17 protein-coding genes and 1 pseudogene are annotated in these 18121 nt (G+C 60.6%); 9 read left to right on the top strand and 9 right to left on the bottom strand.

All coding sequences use genetic code 11. The annotated features are described in order from the left end of the window. Window positions 1-215: transposase (locus F560_RS0114830; protein WP_019006532.1), on the bottom strand; the 215-nt coding region annotated here is incomplete at its 3' end. A 118-nt stretch (window positions 216-333) separates the two neighbouring features. Next, a complete protein-coding gene (yicI, locus tag F560_RS0114825) occupies window positions 334-2658 on the bottom strand; it encodes an alpha-xylosidase (RefSeq protein ID WP_019006531.1) in 2325 nt (774 codons plus the stop codon). A gap of 137 nt (window positions 2659-2795) precedes the next feature. On the opposite strand from yicI, the gene F560_RS0114820 reads away from it, so the two are divergent. After that, on the top strand, window positions 2796-3692 hold the full coding sequence (locus F560_RS0114820) for an AraC family transcriptional regulator (protein WP_019006530.1): 897 nt from the start codon (window positions 2796-2798) through the stop codon (window positions 3690-3692). A 56-nt stretch (window positions 3693-3748) separates the two neighbouring features. Here the strand turns inward: F560_RS0114820 and F560_RS0114815 are convergent, their stop codons facing one another. Then, window positions 3749-4069 (bottom strand): DUF2627 domain-containing protein, encoded by a 321-nt coding sequence (locus F560_RS0114815; RefSeq protein WP_019006529.1) that lies wholly within the window; start codon window positions 4067-4069, stop codon window positions 3749-3751. Between the two features lie 172 nt (window positions 4070-4241). Between F560_RS0114815 and lpdA the strand changes: the two genes are divergently transcribed. From lpdA to lipB, 5 genes are all read left to right on the top strand, one after another. After that, window positions 4242-5678, top strand: a complete 1437-nt coding sequence (gene lpdA, locus F560_RS0114810; protein WP_019006528.1) for a dihydrolipoyl dehydrogenase — start codon at window positions 4242-4244, stop codon at window positions 5676-5678. Window positions 5679-5826: 148 nt separating this feature from the next. After that, window positions 5827-6861, top strand: a complete 1035-nt coding sequence (locus F560_RS0114805) for a thiamine pyrophosphate-dependent dehydrogenase E1 component subunit alpha (protein WP_019006527.1) — start codon at window positions 5827-5829, stop codon at window positions 6859-6861. A 2-nt stretch (window positions 6862-6863) separates the two neighbouring features. Then, window positions 6864-7850, top strand: a complete 987-nt coding sequence (locus tag F560_RS0114800) for an alpha-ketoacid dehydrogenase subunit beta (protein ID WP_019006526.1) — start codon at window positions 6864-6866, stop codon at window positions 7848-7850. 101 nt (window positions 7851-7951) lie between these two features. Continuing rightward, window positions 7952-9427, top strand: a complete 1476-nt coding sequence (locus F560_RS0114795; protein ID WP_033396214.1) for a dihydrolipoamide acetyltransferase family protein — start codon at window positions 7952-7954, stop codon at window positions 9425-9427. Between the two features lie 104 nt (window positions 9428-9531). Beyond that, the gene (gene lipB, locus F560_RS0114790) at window positions 9532-10269 is read left to right on the top strand and encodes a lipoyl(octanoyl) transferase LipB (RefSeq protein WP_019006524.1); all 738 of its coding nucleotides are present in this window, start codon (window positions 9532-9534) and stop codon (window positions 10267-10269) included. On the opposite strand, the pseudogene F560_RS26520 reads toward lipB, so the two are convergent. After that, window positions 10254-10298: pseudogene (locus F560_RS26520) on the bottom strand (hypothetical protein); the annotation flags it as partial. The gene lipB and the pseudogene F560_RS26520 sit on opposite strands and share 16 nt — an antisense overlap. Window positions 10299-10408: 110 nt before the next feature. Here F560_RS26520 and F560_RS0114785 point away from each other — a divergent pair. Next, window positions 10409-11548, top strand: a complete 1140-nt coding sequence (locus F560_RS0114785) for a M20/M25/M40 family metallo-hydrolase (protein ID WP_019006523.1) — start codon at window positions 10409-10411, stop codon at window positions 11546-11548. Between the two features lie 966 nt (window positions 11549-12514). Here the strand turns inward: F560_RS0114785 and F560_RS0114775 are convergent. From F560_RS0114775 to F560_RS0114760, 4 genes are all read right to left on the bottom strand, one after another. Beyond that, window positions 12515-12835, bottom strand: a complete 321-nt coding sequence (locus F560_RS0114775) for an MFS transporter (RefSeq protein ID WP_245554854.1) — start codon at window positions 12833-12835, stop codon at window positions 12515-12517. A 181-nt stretch (window positions 12836-13016) separates the two neighbouring features. Then, the gene (locus F560_RS0114770; protein ID WP_019006520.1) at window positions 13017-14093 is read right to left on the bottom strand and encodes an ABC transporter permease; all 1077 of its coding nucleotides are present in this window, start codon (window positions 14091-14093) and stop codon (window positions 13017-13019) included. Continuing rightward, on the bottom strand, window positions 14077-15090 hold the full coding sequence (locus F560_RS0114765; RefSeq protein ID WP_019006519.1) for an ABC transporter ATP-binding protein: 1014 nt from the start codon (window positions 15088-15090) through the stop codon (window positions 14077-14079). The genes F560_RS0114770 and F560_RS0114765 overlap by 17 nt, the downstream gene beginning before the upstream one ends. Before the next feature lie 6 nt (window positions 15091-15096). Beyond that, complete coding sequence (locus tag F560_RS0114760) at window positions 15097-16260, bottom strand: COG1470 family protein (RefSeq protein ID WP_019006518.1); 1164 nt, start codon at window positions 16258-16260, stop codon at window positions 15097-15099. 207 nt (window positions 16261-16467) lie between these two features. On the opposite strand from F560_RS0114760, the gene F560_RS0114755 reads away from it, so the two are divergent. Both F560_RS0114755 and F560_RS0114750 read left to right on the top strand, forming a co-directional pair. Then, window positions 16468-17109, top strand: a complete 642-nt coding sequence (locus F560_RS0114755; RefSeq protein ID WP_019006517.1) for an RNA polymerase sigma factor — start codon at window positions 16468-16470, stop codon at window positions 17107-17109. Further along, window positions 17066-17830, top strand: coding sequence for an anti-sigma factor (locus tag F560_RS0114750; RefSeq protein ID WP_019006516.1), 765 nt, complete (start codon window positions 17066-17068; stop codon window positions 17828-17830). The genes F560_RS0114755 and F560_RS0114750 overlap by 44 nt, the downstream gene beginning before the upstream one ends. Here F560_RS0114750 and mciZ read toward each other — a convergent pair. Beyond that, on the bottom strand, window positions 17812-17997 hold the full coding sequence (mciZ, locus tag F560_RS0114745) for a Z-ring formation inhibitor MciZ (protein WP_019006515.1): 186 nt from the start codon (window positions 17995-17997) through the stop codon (window positions 17812-17814). The genes F560_RS0114750 and mciZ overlap by 19 nt on opposite strands. Window positions 17998-18121 lie beyond the last annotated feature (124 nt).

Here is an 18121-nt window from a genome sequence, read left to right as displayed (position 1 = left end):
ACCGCTTGCAGCTTAAGCTCGGCTGAATAACTTCGATTGCGAGTTTGTCTCTCTAACCCTTCGTACCCGTACACCTCATAACGACTTCGCCATTTCACCAAGGTGGTTTTGGGAATACCGTATTTTTTAGCTGCAGCCTTAACGCCGATCTGGCCACTTTCGATTTCCTGTAGGATGGCGAATTTCTCCGACGCACTATATTGTTTATTAGGCATGAAAAAAGCTCCCTTTCAGCAGCAGGTTTTATTATTTCACCTGTCTACCTTAAGGGGAGCATATCAAGGTCGGAAAACGACCGGGGACAGCCCCTTGCGGTTCAGATCGAGGACGAAATTACAATTGAATGGTAAGCGTGCCGACCGTGTCGCTAGGCACGATGCGGACGCCTTCGGCTGTTTGTTCGGCGGTGCCGCCGGCGACGCTTGCGACGGTGGAGACGCCTCTGAGCAGCAGGCTCCATCCGTTCGACGTCCCTTCGGCGTTCACGTCGATGCGGCTGCCGCTGCGAGCCGCGGAGACGGTCAGGACCGGATGGCCCGCCGTATCCGGCACGACGGCCGAAGCGGTTGCGCCGTCGGCCAGCTCGAACAGATGGAACGTCACGCCGTCCGCATAAGCGTAATCCGGCCGGCTGTCTTCGCTGCCGACCGCGATGATCGAGTTCGGCCGCGCGAACAGCGGCAGTCCGAAGTAATCGTATTTCTCGTTGCGCCAAACGCCGCCCTCCACTTTCTCGCCGGTCAGAAAGTGCGTCCACGTTCCTTCCGGGAGATAATAGGAAGAGACGCCCTCTTCGTTGAAGATCGGAGCCACAAGCAGCGAATCGCCGAGCATGTATTGCCGGTCGAGATAATCGACGCTCGGGTTTCCTTGGAATTCCAGCACCATGGCGCGCATCATCGGCAGGCCGAGCTTGCTCGACTGCACCGCCTGGCCGAACAGGTAAGGCATGAGCCGCAGCTTGAGCTTCGTAAAGTGGCGGAGCACGTCGACCGATTCCTCGTCAAACAGCCACGGCACGCGGTACGAGGTGCTGCCGTGCAGGCGGCTGTGGCTGGACAGCAGCCCGAAGGCGACCCAGCGCTTGTACAGATCCGGCGTCGCGCTTTGCTCGAAACCGCCGATATCGTGACTCCAGAAGCCGAAGCCGGATAGGCCGAGGGAGAGACCGCCGCGCAGGCTTTCCGCCATCGACTCGTACGTCGCCTCGCAGTCGCCGCCCCAGTGGACCGGGAACTGCTGGCCGCCGGCCGTCGCCGAGCGGGCGAACAATGCCGCTTCCCCGCGGCCCCGTTTTTCTTCAAGCACCTCGAAGACGACTTTGTTGTACAAATACGTGTAGTAGTTGTGCATTTGCACCGGATCGGACCCGTCGAAGTACACGACGTCCGTCGGAATGCGTTCGCCGAAGTCGGTCTTGAACGAATCGACGCCCATGTCGAGCAGCGCGCGCAGCTTGTCGCCGAACCATTTGCACGCATCCGGATTCGTAAAGTCGACCAGACCCATGCCGTACTGCCACATATCCCATTGCCATACGCTGCCGTCCGGACGTTTAAGCAGGTAGCCGCGCTCCATCCCTTCGTCGAACAGCGGCGAGCGCTGCGCGATGTACGGGTTGATCCAGACGCAGATGTGCAGGCCTTTCGCTTTCAGCCGTTCCAGCATCCCCTTCGGGTCCGGAAACACCCGCTCGTCCCATTCGAAATTGCACCACTCGTATTCCTTCATCCAGAAGCAGTCGAAGTGGAACACCGCAAGCGGCAGATCGCGTTCCGCCATCCCGTCGATGAAGCTGTTGACCGTCGCCTCGTCGTAGTTGGTGGTAAACGACGTCGTCAGCCACAGGCCGAACGACCAGGCGGGCGGAAGCGCCGGCTTGCCGGTCAGCGACGTGTAGTTTTCAAGCACTTTTTTCAACGAATCCCCGCCGATCAGGAAATACTCCAGCATTTCGCCGGGAACGCTGAACTGCGTTTTGGACACCGTTTCCGACGCTACCTCGAACGACACCTTCTCCGGATGGTTCACGAACACGCCGTATCCGCGGTTGGTGACGTAAAACGGAATGTTTTTGTACGCCTGCTCGGAGGCCGTGCCGCCGTCCTCGTTCCAGATGTCGACCACCTGGCCGTTCTTGACGAAGGCCGTAAAGCGTTCGCCCAGGCCGTATACCGTTTCGCCGACGCTCAGGTGGAGCTGCTCGCGGAAGTGATGATGGCCGTCATCCGCTTTGATGTAAGCGGTCGAACGGGTGCCGCTGCGCGTCAGGAAGCGTCCTTTGTACGTATAGGTGATCGAGACGGGGTGTTTTTTCGTAATCGTAACGGTCGTATCTCCGCTCGTCAGGCTGACGAATTCTTCCGTGTTCTCGATGGAAACGGGAGCGTTCCCTGCGATTTTCAGCGGGAAGGAGGAGGGGGCGCCGCGTTTTTGCCCTTTGTGGTGATAGAATTTGGCGCGGATGATATCCTTGGCCGGAGACGAAAATTCCATCGTCATCAGCGGCTCGTTCAGCGTATTGCCCCGATGCTCCAGATGGCGGTGCGTGGCGAAAACGGTGATCGAATCGGTTCCGACTTTGACGTCGTGTATTTCGTACGGGCTCAATACGCGATAACCTTCACGCGTTAACCAGTAACCGTTGCTGAATTTCATGCCTATACCTTCCTTTCTCGTTTGCTTGTCTATAAGCTTTCATTCTATTACACTGTCATTATACTGATAAAATATCGCGAATTCTTGCACTATTACATTTAAAATTAACACGATTCTGATATATTGGAGGGTGCGGGATGGATCTGACCCATCTTCGGGAAAATCGCAGGCATGGCACGCAAGGGTTTCCGGTCGGCGTCTATCGGGTCGAGCAGCCCGCAGGCCGGACGATTCTGGACAACCATTGGCACGATGAAATGGAATTTCTGTTCGTCGAAAGCGGCCAAGCCGTCTTTCAGATCGGAACGGCCGAGTACGAGGTTCATGCCGGCGAAGCGATTGCCGTACCCTGCGGCGAAATCCACGGCGGCTATCCGTTGGAACAGTCTCCTTGCACGTACGCGGCGATCGTGTTCGATCTGGAGTGGCTGATCAACGGCCGGGACGGCGACTCGGCGCGCTTTCTGCAGCGCTTGCTTCGCAAACGCGCGGCGCTTCCGCCGAAGCTGGACCCGGCGTCGCCCTGGGGAAGAAAAGCGATCCGGCGCCTGAAGCGCCTGTTTAAGCTGTACGAGTCGGCCGACCCGGCGAGAGAGATGAAGGTGACCGGCGAGCTTTACTTGCTGCTGGCCGAATTTTGGTCCGCGGGCGCCTGGTCCCCGCGCGGGCTTGAAGCGCCGTCCGAAGCCCGAACGCTGGAGCGGCTGAAGGAAGCGCTCAAGGTGGCCGAACAGAATTTCGGGCGCAAGCTCACCGTCCGGGAGCTGGCGGATGCCGCCGGGATGAGCGAGGGGCATTTCAGCCGCCTGTTCAAGGCATATATGCGGAGAACGCCCGTCGAGTACGTCAACCTGCTCCGCCTCCGGTACGCCGCCCGGCGCCTTGCCGATTCCGACGCGACCGTCGGCGAGGTGGCGGCCGAAGCGGGCTTTGACAACTTCAGCTATTTTAGCAAATTGTTCCGGGCTTTATACGATTGCACCCCGTCGGCGTACCGCAAAAGCCGGGGATACGCTGGGCCCGTCCGCAAATAAACAAGGCCCCGCGCCGGGAATCGGCGCAGGGCCTTCGAGGATGGACAAATCGTGCGCTACTCGACCGTTCCTCCGTTGTCGGAGTTGGACGGCCGGGGGGGCCGAGGGCGTTTCGGCATAAATCGGGACGCTACGTAGTTGTGCTTGCGGTCGCGGAAAAAAATCCAGCCGCCGATAAAGCCGACACCCGCCATAAACAAAACGAAGCCAAAGGCAAACGAGAGCCACTCGAAGCTTGGATTCTGCAGCTCAACGTTTCCAAGCTGAGCGAAATACTCGAACAATGCATCCTTCATAAGCAGAAATCCGTACGCCGCGGCCAAACCGGGCACGACAAGGAGTAAAATGGCGATAAGGCGGGAAAAAACAAGTCTCACCGGACACCTCTCCTTCCACTTCTTTTATCATACCGATTTTGGCCGAATCTGTCCATTGCAGGCCGAAAATCGACTGTGCGGACAAAAAACGTTACAATAGAAGGCGGACCATACATAGATTCATGGATTTCGTTGCGACGAGAACGAGGTTTATCGATCGGAGGAAGAGATTATGCCTATAGAAACGGATGTCGCCGTGCTGGGAGGCGGACCGGGCGGCTACACGGCGGCGGTGCGGGCGGCGCAAGCCGGACGGAGCGTCGTTATCATCGAGAAGGAGAAGCTGGGGGGAACCTGCCTGCACAGAGGCTGCATTCCCTCCAAAGCCCTGCTTCGCAGCGCGGAGGTGCATGCGACCGTGCGCGGCTCCGAAGCGTACGGAATCCGCGTGTCCCCGGACGGCGTGGCCGTCGATTGGCCCGCGGTCATGTCCCGCAAGCAGGCCATCGTCGATCAGCTTCACCGCGGGCTCGCGGCGCTGATGAAGCAGCACCGCATTCGGGTGCTTGAAGGCAGCGGCCGGATCATCGGGCCCTCCATTTTCTCCCCGCGCAGCGGTTCGGTCGCGGTGGAGCTGGCGGGCGGCGAGTCGGAGATGGTCGTGCCGCGCCATCTGATCATCGCCACCGGCTCCAGGCCGCGCAGGCTCGAAGGGCTTCCTTACGACGGACATACGGTCGTGACAAGCGACGAGGCGCTGTCCTGGGAAACCATGCCGCGCTCCATTCTGATTGTAGGCGGCGGCGTCATCGGCGTCGAATGGGCGTCGATGTTGAGCGACTTCGGCTGCAAGGTCACGTTGGTCGAGACGGCGGAGCGGCTGCTTCCGGGCGAGGACCGGGATATTTCGGCCGAACTGCACAAGTCGCTGCAAAAGCGCGGCGTCGCCATCCACACGGGAGCGCGGCTCGATACGGATTCGGTCCGGCTTGCGGAAGACGGCGTGACGGCGGAGATCGAAACGTCCGCCGGCGGCAAAGCCGCGCTTTCGGCCGAGCGCATGCTCGTATCCGTCGGCCGCCAGGGCAACGTCGAAGGGATCGGGCTCGAAAACACCGACATCAAAACGGAGAGCGGCTTTATCGCCGTCGATCCGCAAACGCTGCAGACCGGCGAGCGCCATATTTACGCCATCGGCGACTGCATCGGCGGCGTGCAGCTGGCGCATGCGGCCATGCACGAGGCCGCCGTCGCGGTCGACCATCTGCTCGGCGCGCCCGTACCGACGGTCCGGTCGGCGGACCGCGACATTCCCCGCTGCGTCTACTCGCGGCCGGAAGCGGCGGCCATCGGGTGGACCGAAGCCGCCGCCAAGGCAAGCGGCTTCGACGTCAAGACGGCGCGCGTTCCCATGCGCGTGCTGGGCAAAGCGCTCGTATTCGGCGAACCCGAAGGATTCGCCAAAGTCGTGGCCGATCGCGCGACGGGCGATCTGCTCGGCATCCATCTGGTCGGCGCGCACGCGACCGACCTGATCGCGGAAGCGTCGCTGGCGAAGCTGCTCGACGCGGTGCCGTGGGAAATCGGCCGCGCGATCCATCCGCATCCGACGCTGTCCGAAGCGCTGTCCGAAGTGATGGCGGCGCTGGAGGGAGCGGGCCACGTCTGACCGCTCGCGGAAACGGCCAACCTGCCGACGCAACTTTGTGCCGCGGGTTTGGACGTTTCTTTTTGCTTGGAAGGGGAGTATAATAGGTTTAGATTCAAGTATTAAGACCAGGTTATAAAACTAAGCCATTAGCCAGGAGGGACGAGCCATGACCCAGACAGGCGCCGTTCGGCAGCAATCCCGGCATGCCGCGCTCGGTCTTACGGACCGGCAAGTGATCGAGATGTACGAAACGATGATGCGGGCCCGCCGTTTTGACGAAAGATGCCTGCTCCTGCAGCGGGCGGGCAAGGTGAACTTTCATATTTCCGGAATCGGCCAGGAACCGTCCCAGGTGGCGATGGCGTTTGCAATGGATTTCGAGAAGGATTGGTTTCTTCCTTATTACAGGGATTACGCATTCGTGCTGACGGTCGGAATGACGTTGAAGGAGCTGTTTCTTTCCCTGTTCGCCAAAGCCGAAGACCCGAACAGCGCCGGCCGCCAGATGCCGGGGCATTTCGGCTGCAAGCGGCTGCGCATCGTGACCGGCTCGAGCCCCGTGACGACGCAGGTGCCGCATGCGGTCGGCTTCGCTTACGCGGCCAAGCTTCGCGGCGAAAGCTCCGTTGCGTACGTATCGTTCGGCGAAGGGTCCAGCAACCAGGGAGACTTCCACGAGGGGTGCAACTTTGCCGGCGTGCACAAGCTGCCCGTCATTTTCGTCTGCGAGAACAACGGCTACGCGATTTCCGTGCCGCTGTCCAAGCAGACGGCGGGGCGGATTTCCGACCGGGCGATCGGCTACGGCTTCCCCGGCGTGCGCGTGGACGGCAACGACCCGCTGGAAGTGTACCGCGTGATGAAGGAAGCGCACGAACGGGCGCTGAACGGCGAAGGCCCGACGCTGATCGAAGTGATGTCCTACCGTCTTTCGCCGCATTCCACCTCGGATAACGACTTGGCCTACCGGACCAAGGAGGAAGTGGAGGCGCACCGGAAAAATGACGGCATTCCGGCATTCCGCAACTATTTGACGGAGGCCGGACTATGGAACGAAGAACGGGAGAACGAGCTGCAGGCCAGAATCCGCAAGGAGCTGGACGAAGCTCAGGCTTATGCGGAACGCGCGCCGTTCCAATCGGTGGAGGATGCGTTCCGTTACGTCTATGCGGAAGAGCCGTCCTCCGGGGAGGGACGTTGAGTATGCCGGTTATCGAATATATCGAAGCGATTCGCTCGGCGATGAAGGAAGAGATGGAGCGGGACAGCCGCGTGTTCGTGCTGGGCGAGGACGTCGGGCTTAAAGGCGGCGTGTTTACGACGACAAAAGGGCTGCAGGAGCAGTTCGGCGAACTTCGCGCGCTCGACACGCCGCTGTCCGAGTCCGCGATAGCGGGCGTCGCCATCGGCGCGGCGATGGCGGGCCTGCGGCCGATCGCCGAAATGCAGTATTCGGACTTCATGTTCCCGGCGACGAACCAGATCATCAGCGAAGCCGCCAAAATCCGGTACCGTTCCAACAACGACTGGGATTGCCCGGTCGTCATCCGCGCGCCGATCGGGGGCGGGGTGTTCGGGGGACTGTACCATTCGCAGTGCCCGGAATCGGTGTTTTTCGGGACGCCGGGGCTTAAGATCCTTGCGCCGGCGACCGCGTACGACGCCAAGGGCCTGCTCATATCGGCGATTCGCGATCCGGATCCGGTGCTGTTTTTTGAACACAAGAAATGCTACCGCCTGATCAGCGACGAGGTTCCGGAGGGCGAATACACCGTTCCGATCGGCAAATCCAGGGTCATGCGCGAAGGCGACGACATTACCGTGATCGGGTACAGCCTGCCGCTGCATTTCGCCATGGAAGCCGCGGCGGAACTGGCCCGGGAAGAAGGAGTGGAGGCCCACATTCTGGACTTGCGCACGCTGCAGCCGCTGGACCGGGAGGGCATTCTTGAGGCCGCTTCCCGTACGGGCAAGGTGCTGATCGTGCACGAGGACAACAAGACGGGCGGCATCGGCGCCGAAGTCGCCGCGATCATCGCCGAGGAGCTGCTGTACGATCTCGACGCCCCGATTCGCCGTCTGTGCGGTCCCGACGTTCCGGCCATGCCGATCAACCCGCCGGGGGAAAAGCATTTTATGCTGAACAAGGAAAAACTGAAAACCGCCATGCTTGAGCTTGCCCGCTATTAATCCTTCATTTTCATGGGGCAAAGCGATCACGGATTGGAACGGACGAAATAGGCAGGAAAGGAGTGAACGGCCAATTGGCGAAAAAAATCGTGGAAGTCGTCATGCCGCAGCTGGCCGAATCGCTGGTGTCGGCGACGATCGACCGTTGGCTGAAGGAACCGGGCGACAGGGTGGAATTGTACGAGCCTTTATGCGAAGTGCAGACGGATAAAGTGAATGCCGAATTGCCGTCCACCGTATCCGGCATTCTGGTCAAGAAGCTGGTCGGAGAGGGAGAAGAGGTGTCGGTCGGAACGGCAATCGGCCTCATCGAGACGGAGGCCGAAGCGGCCGAAGGCCTCGCGGCGCCCGAAGCGCCGTACGCGCAAGAGGCTCCGGCTCCGTCGGCGGCTGCGGCAACGGCTGCGGCTTCGGCGCCATCCGCGCCATCCGCGCGTCCCGCCGCGGCAGCAGCCGGCGCGGCCGCGTTCGATCCTCAGGCGCCGATGCGTCACCGGTATTCGCCGGCGGTGCAGCGGCTCGCGGCCGAACACGGGATCGACTTGAATCTGGTCTCCGGAACCGGCATGGGCGGACGCATTACCCGCAAGGACGTATTGAACGCCGTGGAGAAGGGGGGCGCAGCCGCATCTTCGGCCTCTTTCGCTTCGCCTGCATCGGCTTCGTCCGCGTCTGGTTCGCCCATGTCGGCTCCGTTCGCGTCAGCTTCGCTTGCGTCGGCTACACCCGCGCCGGGGTCGCTCGCAACGGGTTCCGCCGCCGCGCCGGCAGCGCAGCCGTTCTCGGTGCCCGCGGCGGCTCAAGCGAATCCGTCCGCAGCGGACGCCGACCCTTCCGCGCGTTTGCCGAGGGTCGAAGTGGAGGGCAAATCTTCGCCGGGGCGCGAATACTATATCGACGTCACGCCGATCCGGAAGACGATCGCGAAAAACATGCGTCAAAGCGTCAGCGAAATTCCGCATGCGTGGACGATGGTCGAAGTGGACATCACCAATCTGGTCGAGCTGCGGAACAAGTGGAAGCACGAGTTTCAAAAAGAGGAAGGCATCAATCTGACCTACATGCCTTTCGTGGTGCATGCGGTCGTAGGCGCGCTCAAGGAATTCCCGATCATGAATTCGGTATGGGCCGACGACAAAATCATCGTCAAGCGCGACATCAACATTTCGCTGGCGGTCGGCACCGAGGATTCGGTCCTGACGCCGGTGATCCGCAACGCCGACCAGAAAAGCATCGTCGGCCTCGCCCACGAGATTCACGATTTGGCGAAGAGAACGCGCGAGAACAAGCTGAAGCTGTCCGACATGCAGGGCGGAACGTTCACGATCAACAATACGGGCACGTTCGGGTCGGTGCAGTCGGTTCCGATTATCAACTACCCGCAGGCCGCGATTTTGACGTTCGAGGCGATCGTCAAGCGCCCGCTTGTCATCAACGATATGATCGGCATCCGCTCGATGGTCAACTTGTGCCTGTCGTTCGACCACCGCATTTTGGACGGCGTCATCTGCGGCAAGTTCCACCAGAGGGTCAAAGCCAATCTGGAAAGCTACAATGTGAATACGAAGCTGTATTGACGAAAGGGTTCAAGGACCGTTCCGCCCGCCTTTGCGCGTTGGCCGGGCGGTCCTTAGCCGTCGCTGCTTGAGATTCGACCTGCAAAATTCGGGAGGCGGTTATCATGAAGAAGACGTTGTCGGCTGTTTGCGTGCGGCGTGTCGATTACGGGGAAGCATGGGAGTTCCAGAAGCGCCTCGTCCGGGAGATCGATCGGCAGCAGCTCGCAGACACGCTGTTGCTGCTGGAGCATCCGCCGACCTACACGCTTGGCACGGACCGGCATCCGGAGCATTTGCTGCTCGGGCCGGAGGAATTGAAGCGCAGGGGAATCGCCGTGTACAACATCGACCGCGGAGGCGACATCACCTACCACGGTCCGGGACAGCTCGTCGGATACCCGCTGCTGTATCTGGATGCGGTCGGTCTCGACCTGCACGCCTATTTGCGCAACCTGGAAGAAGCGATCATCGGGCTGCTCGCGGAGTTCGGCATCGAGGGCGGACGCAAGCCGGAATATACCGGCGTTTGGGTCGGAGATGTAAAAATCGCCGCCATCGGCGTCAAATTCAACCGGGCGCGGACCCGGAGAGGCTTCGTCACCAGCCACGGATTCGCCTTGAACGTCAAGCGCCAAGTGGAAACCGAAGGATTCCAGGGAATCGTGCCTTGCGGCATCAGCGAGTATGGCGTTACGTCACTGGAAGCCTTGACGGGCCGCGAGATGGACGTGTTTGACATCGCCGGACGTCTGCTGCCCCATTTTGCCCGGGTGTTCGGTTACGAAAACGTGGTTCAGCCGACCAGCGAACCGATGGACATCAGCACGGTTGAGGCGATCATGGCAAACAGCATCAAGTAAACGACAATTTTGAACAAGCGTTTGTTCATGGTCTCCATCCTTTGTTTATCGAAAATAGGTTTTTTTGGCATACGAAAGCCTTCGCTATCCTATATTTTAACGCATAAGGGGAGCGAAGGCGAGTTCGGGAGGAGAGACGATGGTTCAGCGGGAACGGCTCATCCGCGAGTTTATGGAATTGGTTCAAATCGACAGCGAGACCGGGTTCGAACAGGACATTAGCCGGGCGCTGCAGGCAAAGTTCTCCGCGCTTGGCTGCGAAGTGACCGAGGACGACGCCAAGGAGAAGACCGGGCACGGCGCGGGCAACCTGTTCGCCTGGCTGCCGGCCAGCCCCGGGAACGAAGCGGTGCCCGTGCTGCTGCTCACCTCGCATATGGATACGGTCGCGCCGGGGAAGGGAATCAAGCCCAGGCTTGACGACGACGGGTACATCCGCAGCGACGGTACGACAATTCTCGGCAGCGACGACAAGGCCGGGCTGGCCGCAATGCTCGAAGCGCTGCGCGTCATCCGGGAACGGGAACTGCCGCACGGCCCGATCCAGTTCGTCATCACGGTCGGCGAGGAATCCGGACTTGTCGGCGCAAGGGCGATGAGCGCGGACCGGCTGCGCGGCCGATACGGCTTCGCGCTCGATTCCAACGGCAGCATCGGCGACATCGCGGTGGCCGCGCCTTCGCAGGCGAAAATCGCAATCGCGATCAAAGGCAGGTCCGCGCACGCCGGCGTCAATCCGGAGGACGGCATCAGCGCCATCCAGGTCGCGTCCAAAGCCGTCTCCCGCATGCCGCTCGGCAGAATCGACGCGGAGACGACCGCCAATATCGGCCGTTTTGCCGGCGGCGGTCCGACCAATATCGTGTGCGATTACGTCACGCTGGAAGCGGAAGCGCGGAGCCTCGTGACCGAAAAGCTTCACCGGCAGATCGCCGCGATGCGCGAGGCGGTGGAATCGGCGGCGCGCGAGTTCGGGGCGGAAGCGGAATTCACGAGCGAAATCGTGTATCCGTCGTTTAGGTTCGCGGAGGACGACGAAGTGGTGCAGATCGCCAAGTCGGCGATCTCCCGCATTGGGGCGACGCCGAGAACGTTCAAATCCGGCGGCGGCAGCGACGCAAACATTTTCAACGGCAAGGGCGTGCCGACCTTGAACCTCGCGGTAGGGTACGAGCGCATTCATACGACGGAGGAACGGATCAAGGCGGACAATCTTGTCAAGACGGCCGAGCTTGTTCTCGCCCTTGCCGAAGAGGTTCTGAGCCGTAACCGGAATTGAACTGGGTGAGGGTTTCACAGAGTTTAGGCAGGTTTGCGTAGGTTTAGCCAGGTTTCGCCGGGTTTCGCCCGTGTGACGCGTTTGCACCACAATGACCCGGCGGTCCTGCGAGTTTGCGCAACTACAGCCCCGTCCCGTGCGGCTATACGAGTTACCGGGGCTTCCAATTGCCACAAAAGCAACTGCATGCGCGAAAAAAGGGAATTGAGCCGTACAATTGCTTTTTTTGCAACTACAGCCCCGTTTCGGCCGGCCCTCCGAGTTGCCGGACATTCTAATTGCCACAAAAGCAACTGCATGCGCGAAAAAGGGGGAAGGGGGCCAAGCAGTTGCTTTTTGCGCAACTAATTTCCCCAACAATCCTCGCAACCCCTGGAACGTATCCGGCACGCATAAACGTAATGGGCGATCCGGCATGCGAAAGGCGAGGACGAGTTTGCGGCCAGGCAAAGTCAAAAAGTACGCGTCGGTTGCCGACAGAGTCAAGCAGAAGCCGGAAAACGAATCGGACCGGATCTCGAGTTGGAGCCGTAAAGGACACGGACAAGGCACGAACGGGAACTAGAGGTGCAACCGAGAAACAACGGAGAGGAAACGGACGAATTTAGACAGGAGCCGGATCGGACCCCGGTCGGAACTGGATGGGACACGGACAGAACACGAACTAGACAGAACCGGGCAAAACGAAACGGAACCGAACAGGACGATCCTGCGCAACAGACGAGCCTGAGCGGACGGGATACCGGGAAAAAGGCGGATGGCGCCCGATACGGGGGAGTTAAGGTAAAATCCCGGACGAAAGAACGGATGCCGCTTGAGCGACCGCGCGCCACATGTTCCGGCGGCTTGCGAGGCGGCGGCAGAGAAGGGACAAGGGGCGGTCCTTCTTAATAGTGAACCTCCAATCTCACTTTTACGGTGATGGTTGGAGGTTCATTGTTCTTATATGGGGACAGGTTTTCCGGGTCAAACCGAATGCCCGGCGCTTGCGCCGCTCTCCGTCCGGGCGGTCAACTCCGACAAGGCGAACAGCAGCACGAGGAAAGAGGCGATGCCGAACGGCAGGTTGACGTAGAAGCACCAGCGCCAGCTTAAATCGTCGGCAATCAGCGTGCCGATCTGAGGCCCGGCGACGGACGACAGGCCGAAGACCGCGCCCATGACGCCGGACAGCTTGGCGGCATGCTTCGGATCGGCGAACAGGGTGAAAATAATCGAAAAGGCGATCGGCATGATCGAACCGGAGCCGATGCCCTGAACGACCCGGAACGCGATATATCGAGTCAATATATGGTTTTTGGGCTGGCAAAAACGGTTTTTGCGGACGGGCGATAGGCGTTTTGTTGTTTTGAAGCGCAATAAGCCATAAAAAAACCGCCTTCCGCCGCGAAGGGCGGGAGGCGGTTTTGCGCCTTTTGGCTCGAAGGACGAAATGCGGTTTGCGCCTTTCGGCTTTGCCGCACGGACATCAGGACCGGGAACGAATCTCCTGCCGCATGAACGTAACGTAGGAAGCGGCGAACACCAGCGCCGTTTCGGCGACGATCGCCGTCACCTGGGGCCAGATGAGCAGAAGGCTCTGCCCGAACGAGAGCGGCGCGTTGACGGCCAGGTACGCCTGATCCTGGGTGATGAACGGGTTCAGCGTTCTGACGTCGGGCAGCAGCAGCGTCGACGCCGCTTCCTGGAACAGGTACGCCGGCGACAGCCGCGACAGGAGCAGCAGGTTGTTTTGCTGGTCGATGTAGGCCTTCGAGTCCGTCAAATCGCCGGGCAGCGTCAAGTTGCCGATCAGGTTGACGATCATGCCGTAAAAGACCAGAAAGAAAATCCAGACCGCGATCCCGGACAGAGCGGACGTCGCCGACTGGCGGAAGCGGACCGAGAAGAAAATCGACAGGTTCAGCCACATGCCGACGTAGATGGTCGTGATGACCAAGGCGACGAAGACGCGCCAGAATTCCTCGGGCGTCGGCGGGAAGCCGATCGTGAACAGTCCCATCCCCATCACCAGAAAGCCCAGCGAGAAGATGACGACGGCGATCAGCAGCAAGCCCGCGACAAACTTGGCGACGAGGAAATCGTCGCGGTAGATCGGCTGCGACATCAGGCGGCTGAGCGTCCCTTTGTTGCGTTCGGAGTTGACCGCATCGAAGCCGAGCGCGATTCCGATCAGCGGCGCCAGAAACGACAAGAACGTCAGGAAGTTGGGCAGCGAGCCGTCCGATTCGGTAAACATGCGGAGAAACAGGAACGTCTCGCCGATGGACGAGTTGTTCGAGTTGTTCGCGCTGTTCGTGCCGTTTTTGAGCGCGGTAACCGCCGCATAGATGGAGCCGATGCAGGCGAGCGTGACGATCGACAGCAAGATGATAAAACGCCAGCTGCGGATATGGTCGCCGAATTCCTTCTGGACCATGACCCAAAACGGCGAAAGCGTTCGGGAGCCGGACTGCGTTTCGGCTTTGGCCGGACTGCGGCCGTCCGATCGCGAACGGAGCAGGCCGGTCCAAGAGGTGCGAAGCTTCTCAATCCACGCGCTCACGGCTTTCCCCTCCTTCGAAATAGCGGTGGTAAATATCGTCGAGTCCGTAGCGAACCGGCCTCAGTCCGTACAGCGAGGCGCCGTGCCCGACAACGGTTGAGGCCAGCTGCGGCGTAACGTCCGAGCCGCTGATGACGCGCACGGTAACGTATTTGCCTCCCGCCGCGGACGCGTTTGCGGGCGCAGCGCCGCCGGTCAAGGCGTCGGATTCGGTCAGGCCGACCTCCATGACCGTGTCGATCCGCTTCAGCGCTTCCTCCAATTCGGGGCTCCAGCCCGCCAGATCCATCTCGACTTTGTAGTTCGCCTTCGTCTCCAACTGGCGGGTCAGCTCGTCAAGATCGCCGACCGCGATGAGCTGGCCTCTGACGAAGATGCCGACCCGGTCGCAAATTTGCTGCACCTGATGCAGATGGTGCGAAGACAGCAGCACGGTCAGCCCTTCGTTGCGGCTCAAATCCCGGATCAGCACGAGCAGCTCCCGCACCCCTTCGGGGTCGATGCCGAGCGTCGGTTCGTCGAGGATAATGACTTCCGGCTTCTTGATCAGGACGTCGGCAAGGCCGAGCCGCTGCCGCATCCCGCGGGAATAGGCGCCAACCTTTTTGTGGGCGGCCGCCTCCAGTCCGACCCGCTTCAACAGCTCGAGCGCGCGCTCGCGCGCTTCCTTCTCCGGAATGAGGTTGAGCCGGGCCGTATAGATCAGGTTGTCAAGCCCGGAGCGGTCCTCGTAAAAGCCGACGTCGTCGGGCATATAACCGACGCGGCGCTTGACCTGTATCGGGTTGCGCGTGGCGTCGACGCCGCAGACGGTCGCCGTTCCCGAATCGGGCTCCGTCAGCCCGAGCATCATCAGGATCGTCGTCGTCTTGCCGGCGCCGTTCGGTCCGAGCAGACCGAAGATCTCTCCCGGGCGAATCGAGAGATCAAGCTTGTTTACGGCCGTAAAATCGCCGTATTTTTTCGTGAGCTGCGCCAGTTCGATGACGGGTTCCACCACCGGTTATCTCCTCCCGTATTTGCGGAACAGGGCGTAAATGCCCGCGAATACCGCAATGATAATGACGACGCCAATCCAGCCCCACAGGACGGACGTCTTGACCGTTACGCGAATGGCGGCTTCGGCCGTTTTCTCCGTGGACTGGGCGGTCATGCCGACCACGTAGTCGCCGGTAATCGAGCTTTTGGCGGATTTGATCGTGGCGGTAACCGGAACGGATTGGCCCGCTTTCAGCGAAGCGATGGTTTTCGGCTCGAACGTCACTTCCCAATCGGTCGGCGTCGTCGCCGTCAGGCTGACGTTGCTGAGGTCGGACGTGCCGGTGTTCTTCACGACCAGTTCCAGGTTGCGCGTGCCGCCGGCCGTAAGGCTCGTGCTGAGGCGCTCGTCGGAAGTCGTCAGTTGCAAGTCGTACGTGCCGGTAATGACCGCTTCCAGCGTCGCTTCGGCCGTCGTGCTGTTGTTCGTGGCGCGTACCGGGATTTTGTAGGTATCGGCTTTCGCGCTTTGCGCAGGCGTGATTTCAAGGGTGATGGATGTCGACGAGTTGGCGTCGACTTCGACGGCCGTCACGCTGTTGCCGCCGACCTTGAACGTCGCGGACCAGCCGGCGGGCGTTTCCGCCGAGAGCGCGTAGTTTTGCTTGTTTGCCGTCCGGTTGTTCAGCGTCAGGCTGTAGGTGAACGTCGAATCGGTATGGCCTTGCATGTTCACCTGATCGGTCGTCAGCTCGGATTTGTACGTGCCCTGCTCCGTTACGTTGATTTTCAAGCTGACCGAACCGAACGTTCCGGCGTTTACTTTGAAGAGATAGTCGCCTTTGTTCACTTCGTACGGGACGGTGATGGACAGGTTGACCGACTGCTCGTCCTGCGGCTTCACCGCGATTTGGCGAATCGGATGGCCGCCCGCGGTCAGCTCCGCCGTCCAGTCCGTGCCGCCCTTGTCGACCGAAAGGTCCGCGATTTGGATCGAATCGGTACCGTTCAGCAAATCGATGTCGTAGCTGATCGTTTCCCCCGGCGCGGCGGACAGGCTCGTATAAGGCGTGTAAATCTTGACCCCGCTTACGGCGAAGGCGGGCGCGGAGAAAGCGAGCAGGCTGATGCACAGCAGCACGGCGATCCCCGCCATCCGTTTGGTTCCGGTTTTGAACAAGTTGATCATGGCATTCGACCCCTCCCGAGGCTGTAATATTTTTTCATTGGGTATACGCGCCGAAACGGCGATCGGATTTAAGTCGGCCCTTGGCCGGCAGATAAAAATTTGATTAAAAACAGCTTAAAGGGAGGTAAAAATAGATCGGGCGACATTTTCAAAAAAAATCGTTTCTGCTATGAATGAAGTAGCGAACAGAAATAACGGGGGAGCGAAATGGAAACGATCGGGAATGCATCGGCTTCCGGGCTGGCGCAGTGCCTGCGGGAGATGAGCGAAGGCTCGCTGGAGGCGTTTGACCGTTTTTACGCTTCGGCCGTGCCTCTGATCCTGCCGATCGCGCTGAAGCTGCTCGGGGACCGGATGGAAGCGGAAGACGTGTGCCACGACGTGCTGCTTGCGGTCATCTCGCATCCGGACAAGTACGATCCGGCCCGGGGTTCGGTCGAGGCGTGGCTCGGCGTGCAGACCAAAAGCCGCAGTCTGGACCGGCTGCGCCGCAAAAAGAAGGTTCTGCTGCAGGAGCGGGTCGGCATGGAGGAAAAAAGCGAAAGCGCGCGCAACCGTTCGCCCGAAGAGACGGTGCTGTCCAAGCTGGAAGGAGAGGCGCTGCGCCGAGCGCTGCAGGACTTGCCCGGCATGCAGCGGAGAACGCTGGCCGAGGCGTATTTCGCCTCGCGCAGCCAGAGCGAACTGGCCGAAGCGTGGCAGGTGCCGCTCGGCACGGTCAAGTCGCGGATGCGCTACGGGCTCAACCATCTGAAACGGTCGCTGATCAAAATGGGCTGGGCGGAATCGGAGGGGAGGGCTTGCGATGGACAACCGGAAATGCGGAGTGCCGGAGGAAAGCTGGATTGATTATCATCTCGGGCGGTTGGCGCCGGCGCATAAGGCGGCGCTGGAGAGCCATCGCGAGACTTGTCCGGATTGCGCCGCCTGCTGCGAGGAATGGAGCCGGCTGCTCAGCCGGACGCCCGGACCCGAGCCGTCGCTGCGTCCGTGGCAAAGGCGCCTCTTGCGGACGGCCGTGCGGTGGCGCGGCCTAAAGGCGAAGCTGAAGCCCGGCTTCCGGCTGAAGCGGCCCGTCGGCGTGACGGCGATGCTGGGCGCCGCGATCCTGACCTGTGCGGTCTTGCTGCTGCATTTGCCGAAACAGGACCCAAAACTGCTCGACTCCCAGCGCTATGCGCAGCAACACGTGCCAAGCGGCGAAGCGGTGATGAACCGGCCGGATACGGTGATGTACAGATCGGGAACGGGAATCGGGGCGGCGCATGCGCCCTTGACGGGAGGAACGACGCAGACGGTATGGATTAACGTGCGGACCCGGGAGGTGTTCCTGCTGCTGGACGGCATGTTGCCGTCGGATAAGCTGGACGTGCAGGCCTGGGCCCTGATTCAGGGGCGGAAAGCGAATTTGGGCGTGCTGGAATTCAACGAGAACCACGCGCATCTGTACAGCAGGGGCGTTCGGCCCGAGCTGTGGGAGGCGATCGCGCTCACGATCGAGCCCAAGGGCGGAAGCGAATCCCCTACGGCGCCGGATGCGGCGGTGGTCGCTTATTTGCCGATGCCGTAACCTTTTGCCGCCTCACGGTTGCGGGCGGGAGAAGCGGATGCCGACAGCCAGTCGGCGAGCCGGGTTTCCCGGCCGTTTTGCCGCTTGGCCTGGCGGAGGGCATGCCGCACCTCCCACGCTTTGCCTACCCAATGAACGCGGTCCTGCGCCGTGTAACGCTTCAGCATAGCCATTCCTCCTGTACTTTGCCCGAACGGGAATAGGGGGCCAAAGGCAAATCGGCTTGCATTCCGTCGGACATGCCTTTATGTTGAAACTATGACGTTTTGCGCATTTTCATGACAGGAGGAT

Source organism: Cohnella laeviribosi DSM 21336, assembly GCF_000378425.1.
GTDB lineage: Bacteria > Bacillota > Bacilli > Paenibacillales > Paenibacillaceae > Cohnella > Cohnella laeviribosi.
Note: the sequence above shows the minus strand (reverse complement) of the source record. Positions and strands in the feature narration are given on the sequence as shown.